The sequence below is a fragment of the Arthrobacter sp. genome, from assembly GCF_031179385.1.
Taxonomy (GTDB): domain Bacteria; phylum Actinomycetota; class Actinomycetes; order Actinomycetales; family Micrococcaceae; genus Arthrobacter_D.
Window position 1 is genome coordinate 1 of sequence record NZ_JAPSHV010000136.1, and the last position, 6435, is coordinate 6435.

The following is a 6435-nucleotide window of genomic DNA, read 5'->3' on the forward strand; positions in this document are numbered from 1 at the left end:
ATCCCGTCCCAGTTCTTCTGAATACCAGGGCAGACCACGAGGTGTTCGTAGGTGAGAGTACGCCCGGAAGCGAGGACGACCGTCTTCCCCGCGGGGTCGATGGACGTCGCAGCATCACGGTGCCAGGTAATTCCCTTCGGCATCACGGACTCCTGCGAGCGGACAGCCAGCTCCGCCTTCCCCGTGCCCCCTGCGATATGGGAGAAAAAGGGCTGGTACTGGTGCTGTTCGGTAGGGTCGACGACGGCGATCCCCTTGACCTTGTAGCGCTTCAGCCGTGCCGCAAGGGAAATGCCGGCGTTTCCGCCCCCGATGATGAGCACCGCGTGATGCGAAGCTGACTCTCCCTGTGTGTCGTCCTTGCTCTGCGCCATGAGGCTCCTTGGTCGAGATGGTGCTGCACTGGTTTGACCCTACCGGCATTGCTCCGCGGGCGAGGGATCAGTCGACGGTCATCTCTCCCATGCGGTTCCAGCCATTGGCTGAAATCTTCTCGCTGATGATCTGCGGAGTTTCAACGAGAGCTTGCGGCATGTCCTGTATTGCCTGCTTGAAGTGTTCACTGTTCACGTGGTCACCGGCGGCGTCATCCTCGAACGCCTCCACCAGAACAAACTCGTTCGGGTTGTCGACGCTGCGTGACCAGTCGAACCAGAGGTTGCCCGGCTCCGCGCGGGTGGCCTCGGTGAACTCGCGCGTGAGGTCTATCCAACGGTCGCTCCAGTCAGGCTTCACGTTGAATTTGACGACGATGAAAATCATGCGGGTGCCTTTCGTTCGAGGGTTGCTGAACCATGCTATTCATTCGGCGGCAATCCAGGTCCACCCGGACGCACCTACATCTCGCTCAGCCGCTTCGCGAGCTCGGCAAGAGTCCTCGCCTCGATATCGGGTTCGTCGAAATACCCGGGATAGTTCACACCGGACCGATTGATCCACGCCGTCCGCAACCCAGCACGTTGTGCGCCGTGAATGTCCCAGGGATGTACCGCTACCAACAGCAACTCCTGCGGCTGCCGGCCGAGTTCAGCAGCTGCATACTCGTAAGCCTCGAGTGCCGGCTTCCACCGGGCGGCATCCGCGACGGTCAGAAGGCGGGCGAAGTGACCGCGAATTCCAGCTTGCTGAAAAAGCCGATCCGCCACCGACGTCGCACCATTGCTCAGGGTGACCAACTCGGCAAGCTCTGCAAGGGCTTCTACGCCGGGGACGACGTCGTCGTGAACGGACAGCGACGTGAGCGCGCCCATGATGTTTTCCACTGCGGCAGTGTGGTCCCCGGCGCCCAGTGCATCGCCACACATACGTTGAAGGCTGTCCTTGGCGAGGTCAGCGAAACCGGGATTTTCACCTGTGACGGTAAGGGCGAAACCGTCACGCAGTATTCCGCCGAACCAGACGCGCGCACTCAGCGCCGGTAATCCTTCTGCCTCGAACGCGTCAGCGAGCAAGCTCAGGTCGGATAAGGTCTCGTTCACGTCGAAGACGATGGTTCGAGGTCGGTTGATCATGGTGCAACCTTCTCAGGAGACTCTTCCGCAGGACAGCCCTGCTCACTCATTGAGGAAGCACACAGCGCCTGATCTCCGGGAGTCCCGGGGACCAGGCGCTGTGCACGAGCTATTCCGATAGGCGCGCGCCAGTAGAAGAACGCGTTAGTTCGCGAAAACGTCCTGCAGGCGCGGGCCGATCCAGAGGGCAACCGAGTCTCCGCCGTTGTTCAGGACCGAAGCGGTACCCCCGTTGTAGTAGGCCTCGGGCGAGTTGGTACCCGGCCCCGTGTAGACACGAAGCTCGGCACCCGGTGCCAGTACGTAGCCGTCGCCGACGGAGAGGATGTTGTTCGCCGCATCCCGGATGATGGCGCCGCTCACGTCGACGCTTGCCGTTGAGGTATTGCGCAGCAGCACGTACTCGCCGTTCTCGGGCTGGACGTCGTCTCCGGCGGGGTTGTTGATGGAATCGGCAATCTCGACGCCTGCTCCCGGGAAGACCGCCTGTCCCTTGAGGAAGCGTTCGTTCTGGATAGGAAAGTCGGTGGTGACGGCGTCCACGCCCAGGTCCAGTGAGTACTGCACAGCCTCCGGCGAGTTCACCGTGTACACGCCGAGGATCAGGCCGGCGCCCTTCACGTCCGCGACATTCTGCTCCGTCAGCGTCCGATAGTTGGTGCCAACCGAGTCCGCGAAGGTTGCCCAGGACTCCACAACCGCCCGGGCAGGCACCACGCTGGTGAGCTGCTGCAGCTCGATCTCCGGAGCAATCTCCGCGAAGCGCCGGTTGGATGCCTCGTCGAATCCGATGACCTGGATCTTGTCCGCCGCGACCAGCTGGGCCCACTTCCGATCGGTGCGGAGCTCATCGGCAACGACCTGTTCGATGCCGGGCGAGTTCACCGGGGACTTGATCTCGATATAGACGCCGGTCTTCACGGTCGCCACCTCAGCCGCCGCATCCAGGTGAGGGATGCGCTCGCCCACATACTTCTCACCGAAGTAGGAGCCGGCGTCGAGCTGCTGCAGTTCAGCCCATGTGAACGAGGTGATCGGGTCGTTCTCACGGCCGGGGAACACCTCTTCGACGTTCGTGGTGCGCGCAGGGGTGTTGTCGTGGAAGAGGAACGGAACGCCGTCGGCGCTGAGCTGCACGTCAATTTCGAAGAAGTCGGCACCGGACGCACGCCCGTCCTTGAACGCCGCGACGGTGTTCTCCGGCGCCGTGCCGGCGGCTCCGCGGTGCCCGATGAGGATCGGAGCGTCGCTGTCCTGCTGGGCGGGCACAGCGTGCGCGACGGCGGTGGGTGCGGTGACGAGCGCCAGTCCCGCAACTGCGGTGGCGATGGTTCTGGTCAGGCGAGAAGCCATAAGGTTCGGGTCCCTTTCGGATGAGTGAGTAAATCCCCCACCCGATGCTTCATGGCGCTGGAAACCGTCCGGTCAACGCCGGGTGAACTCCGAGTGAAAGCGACACCTGCCGACTCAAAGGGTTAGTGGCGGGCGTAACGCCGGACGAAATTGTTGAGGATCAGCGGCGGCAAACTCACCTGCGACGACCTCGCACGCACGATAACGGTGTCGGCCTGATCCGGCGGGAAATACCCGGCATGGCGGTAGATGCGGATACGCTGCACGAGGCCTTCCACGTCGAGTTCGGGGTGAAACTGCGTGGCGTACAGATTCTGCCTAACCCGGAACATCTGCACGGGGCACGACGCCGACGACGCCAGCAGGACCGCATGCCCAGGCAGCGTCGTACACGCCTCCTTGTGTCCAACGAACGCATCGAAGCGCGGCGGGAGGCCGGCCAGCAGCGGGTCCGCTGCGCCGTCGTCAGTGACTGTGATCTCCACCGCCCCGATAGGTTCTGCGAAGGTGCGGTCGATCACCGCGCCCTGATGGCGGCCAAGGGTCCCGACGCCGTAACAGGCACCGAAGAAGGGGAAATCCGCGTCAACCACGCGGTCGAGCAGCTCACGGAGCTCCCTCTCAACGCGATGTTGGACGGGCGACTTCGTGTCCTCCGGGTCGGAGGAGTTGAACGGGCTTCCGCCCACGAGAATCCCGGAGTAGTCCTTCAGCCGCAGCTCGGGCAACGGCTCCTGTTCCACCCTGAACCGATGGAGGTCCGACGGCGCCAGGCCGGTGAAACGGAGGAAGCTGCGGTATTCGCCCTCAGCCGCCTCGTCCTCGGCGCGGGTGCCTAAAAGCAGGAACGGTAGCACCCACCGATCGTACTGCCCAACAGATTTTTCCACCGACCACTCGCAAAATGCTAAGCATGCTGATAGAAATTAAGAGGAGCCGTTACAGAATTGCTTTTTTCGATGATCACGGCAACACCCAAGTCTAAGGAGAGCATCATGGCAGGAAACACGCTTGTACGATCCCTTCACGATCTCAGTGCTGCGGCTTGGTTCGGCGGATCGCTCATGGGCGCCGTCGGCCTGAACGGGGCAGCAGCCGAAGCGAAGGACCCCACGGAACGCACCCGGCTTTCCACCGTTGGCTGGGCACGCTGGACTCCGGTGCAGATCGCAGCGTTCGGCGCCCACGCGGTCGGCGGCATCGGACTCATCGCTGCCAACAAGGGCCGCCTGGCCGGGCAGCCCGGTGCAGTAGCGAACACCGTGATCAAGTCTGCCATCACGGTTATCGGCATGACCGCTTCCCTGTACTCCGGCATGCTCGGCAAGAAGGTCGGCGAGTTGAGCCAGCACGGTGCCGTTGGCGCAACTGAGCCCAAGCCGGGTGCACCGGAGGAACTGGCGAAGGCGCAGAAGCAGCTGAAGACCCTCCAGTGGATTCTGCCGGCCCTCAGCGGCGCAGTGATTGTGCTTGGCGCTCAGCAGGGCGAGCAGCAGCGTCCCAAGAACGTGCTCAGCGGACTCTTCAACCGCTAAGCAGCCAGGAGTTGGGCCCGTCGTTTCCCCCAGAACGACGGGCCTCTTCGGTTAACACAGGACAGGAAAAGCAACGGTAGGAGTAGAGGAAATCATGGGCCAGCCAGCACAGCAGCAAGACGTACCCGGTGTTCAGTCGGAGATGGACCCGACGCCCGACTGCGGTGAGGAAAGCTACAAGGGCAGCGGCAAACTGACGGGCAAGGCAGCAGTCATCACTGGCGGTGACAGCGGCATTGGCCGCGCCGTCGCCATCGCCTTCGCTCGGGAGGGCGCCGATGTCCTTATTTCCTACCTCAGCGAAGACGACGACGCCGAAGAAACCGCCCGATACATCGAAGACGCAGGCCGCAGGGCCGTCACTGTCCGTGGAGACCTGTCAGATCCGCAGCATTGCCGGGACATCATCGCTCTGGCTGTCCAGGAGTTCGGCAAGGTTGACGTCCTCGTCAGCAATGCCGCATACCAGATGAGCCATGAGAGCCTCGACGAGATCAGCGACGAAGAGTGGGAGTACACCTTCAAGGTGAACGTGTCGGCCATGTTCCACCTGGTCAAAGCAGCACTGCCGCACATGGCGCCGGGGTCCTCGATCATCGGCAGCTCGTCGGTCAATTCGGACATGCCGAGCCCGCAGCTGGCCCCCTATGCCGCAACGAAGGCAGCAATCGCTAACTTCTCTGCGAGTCTTGCCCAGATGCTCGGCGACAAGGGAATCCGTGTCAACAGCGTGGCGCCCGGACCCATCTGGACTCCGCTCATCCCCGCGACCATGCCGCCGGAGAAAGTGGAGCAATTCGGTGACGACACTCCCCTGGGCCGCGCCGGCCAGCCGGCGGAGCTAGCCCCCGCCTACGTCCTGCTGGCGTCCGACGACGGCAGCTACATGTCAGGCGCGCGGATCGCCGTCACCGGCGGCCGGCCCATCCTGTAGAACCGGTTCCGCCTCAAGCGAAGATGCCGTGGGCATAACTGCCCACGGCATCTTCCGCGTTTTGGAAGGATTGGTACATGGAATTCAACCGGCTGCTGCAGATCAACCGCATCTATGCCCAGCCTGCAGCCCTGGAGCTGCCCCGCGGCAAGCAGATCGTGGAGCGGTGGCCGGACGCCGACGTCGTGCTGGTTGATAACCACTGGAACATCCCGGAAGTCCACGGCGACGAAACCAACGTACCCCGCTGGTCGCGGATCAAGACCGAGGCACTGGTTCTCGGGGTGAAGAAGGCCCTGACCGTCAAGCCGAACGGCAGGTCCGCCGACTTCATCGCACCCTCAACCGCCAACGGTTGCGCCATGGCGTGCGCCTACTGTTATGTGCCCAGGCACAAGGGATACAGCAATCCTGTGACGGTGTTCGCCAACATCGATCAGATCGCCGGGACGCTCGAGCGGCACGCCACCCGGCAGGGAATGAAGCTGGAACCGAACCAGTGTGACCCGGAGCTCTGGGTGTACGACATCGGCGAGAACAGCGACTGCTCCGTCGACGCCTTGATCAGCGACAACGTCGAGGACCTGGTGACGCTCTTCCGGGACCTCCCCACGGCCAAGCTGTCCTTTGCGACCAAGTACGTGAATCCCGCAATGCTTGGGTGGGATCACGGCGGGCACACCCGGGTGCGGTTCTCCCTTATGCCTGCGGACCTTGCGAAGTCGATCGACGTCCGTACGTCTCCGGTGGCCGAGCGTATGGCAGCGATCAACGATTTTGTCGCTGCCGGGTACGAGGTGCACGTGAACTTCTCCCCCGTCATCGTCACTGACACCTGGCTCGAAGACTGGGAGCAACTGCTGCACCAGCTCGACGCAACGCTGTCCCCGGCGGCGAAGGCCCAGCTCGCCGCCGAGGTCATCTTCCTGACCCACAACGAACGGCTGCACGAGGTCAACCTGGGGTGGCACCCGCAGGCCGAGAAAGTGCTGTGGCGGCCGGATCTCCAGGAAGCGAAGGTGTCGTCAAACGGTTTCACCAACGTCCGGTACCGTTCCGGCACAAAAGGCCGTTACGTACGGGAGCTGACCGCGCTGATCGA

General features: G+C 62.9%; 8 protein-coding genes. 3 read left to right on the top strand and 5 right to left on the bottom strand.

Annotated features, from left to right (window positions below; genetic code table 11):
- From RIF85_RS13875 to RIF85_RS13895, 5 genes are all read right to left on the bottom strand, one after another.
- Window positions 1-374, bottom strand: a 374-nt coding sequence (locus tag RIF85_RS13875) for an FAD-dependent oxidoreductase (RefSeq protein ID WP_309072489.1), incomplete at its 3' end; no start/stop codon positions are given.
- Between the two features lie 67 nt (window positions 375-441).
- A complete protein-coding gene (locus RIF85_RS13880; RefSeq protein ID WP_309072490.1) occupies window positions 442-762 on the bottom strand; it encodes a putative quinol monooxygenase in 321 nt (106 codons plus the stop codon).
- Window positions 763-836: 74 nt separating this feature from the next.
- A complete protein-coding gene (locus RIF85_RS13885) occupies window positions 837-1511 on the bottom strand; it encodes a haloacid dehalogenase type II (RefSeq protein WP_309072491.1) in 675 nt (224 codons plus the stop codon).
- Window positions 1512-1655: 144 nt separating this feature from the next.
- A complete protein-coding gene (locus tag RIF85_RS13890; protein WP_309072492.1) occupies window positions 1656-2864 on the bottom strand; it encodes a glycerophosphodiester phosphodiesterase family protein in 1209 nt (402 codons plus the stop codon).
- Between the two features lie 122 nt (window positions 2865-2986).
- Window positions 2987-3721 (bottom strand): glutamine amidotransferase, encoded by a 735-nt coding sequence (locus RIF85_RS13895; RefSeq protein WP_309072496.1) that lies wholly within the window; start codon window positions 3719-3721, stop codon window positions 2987-2989.
- 138 nt (window positions 3722-3859) lie between these two features.
- Here RIF85_RS13895 and RIF85_RS13900 point away from each other — a divergent pair, with 138 nt between their 5' ends.
- From RIF85_RS13900 to RIF85_RS13910, 3 genes are all read left to right on the top strand, one after another.
- The gene (locus tag RIF85_RS13900; protein ID WP_309072493.1) at window positions 3860-4399 is read left to right on the top strand and encodes a hypothetical protein; all 540 of its coding nucleotides are present in this window, start codon (window positions 3860-3862) and stop codon (window positions 4397-4399) included.
- Window positions 4400-4493: 94 nt separating this feature from the next.
- Window positions 4494-5333: a glucose 1-dehydrogenase gene (locus RIF85_RS13905; protein ID WP_309072494.1), complete on the top strand. Its 840-nt coding sequence runs from the start codon at window positions 4494-4496 to the stop codon at window positions 5331-5333.
- A 77-nt stretch (window positions 5334-5410) separates the two neighbouring features.
- A partial coding sequence (locus RIF85_RS13910) for a spore photoproduct lyase family protein (RefSeq protein WP_309072495.1) occupies window positions 5411-6435 on the top strand: 1025 nt, incomplete at its 3' end.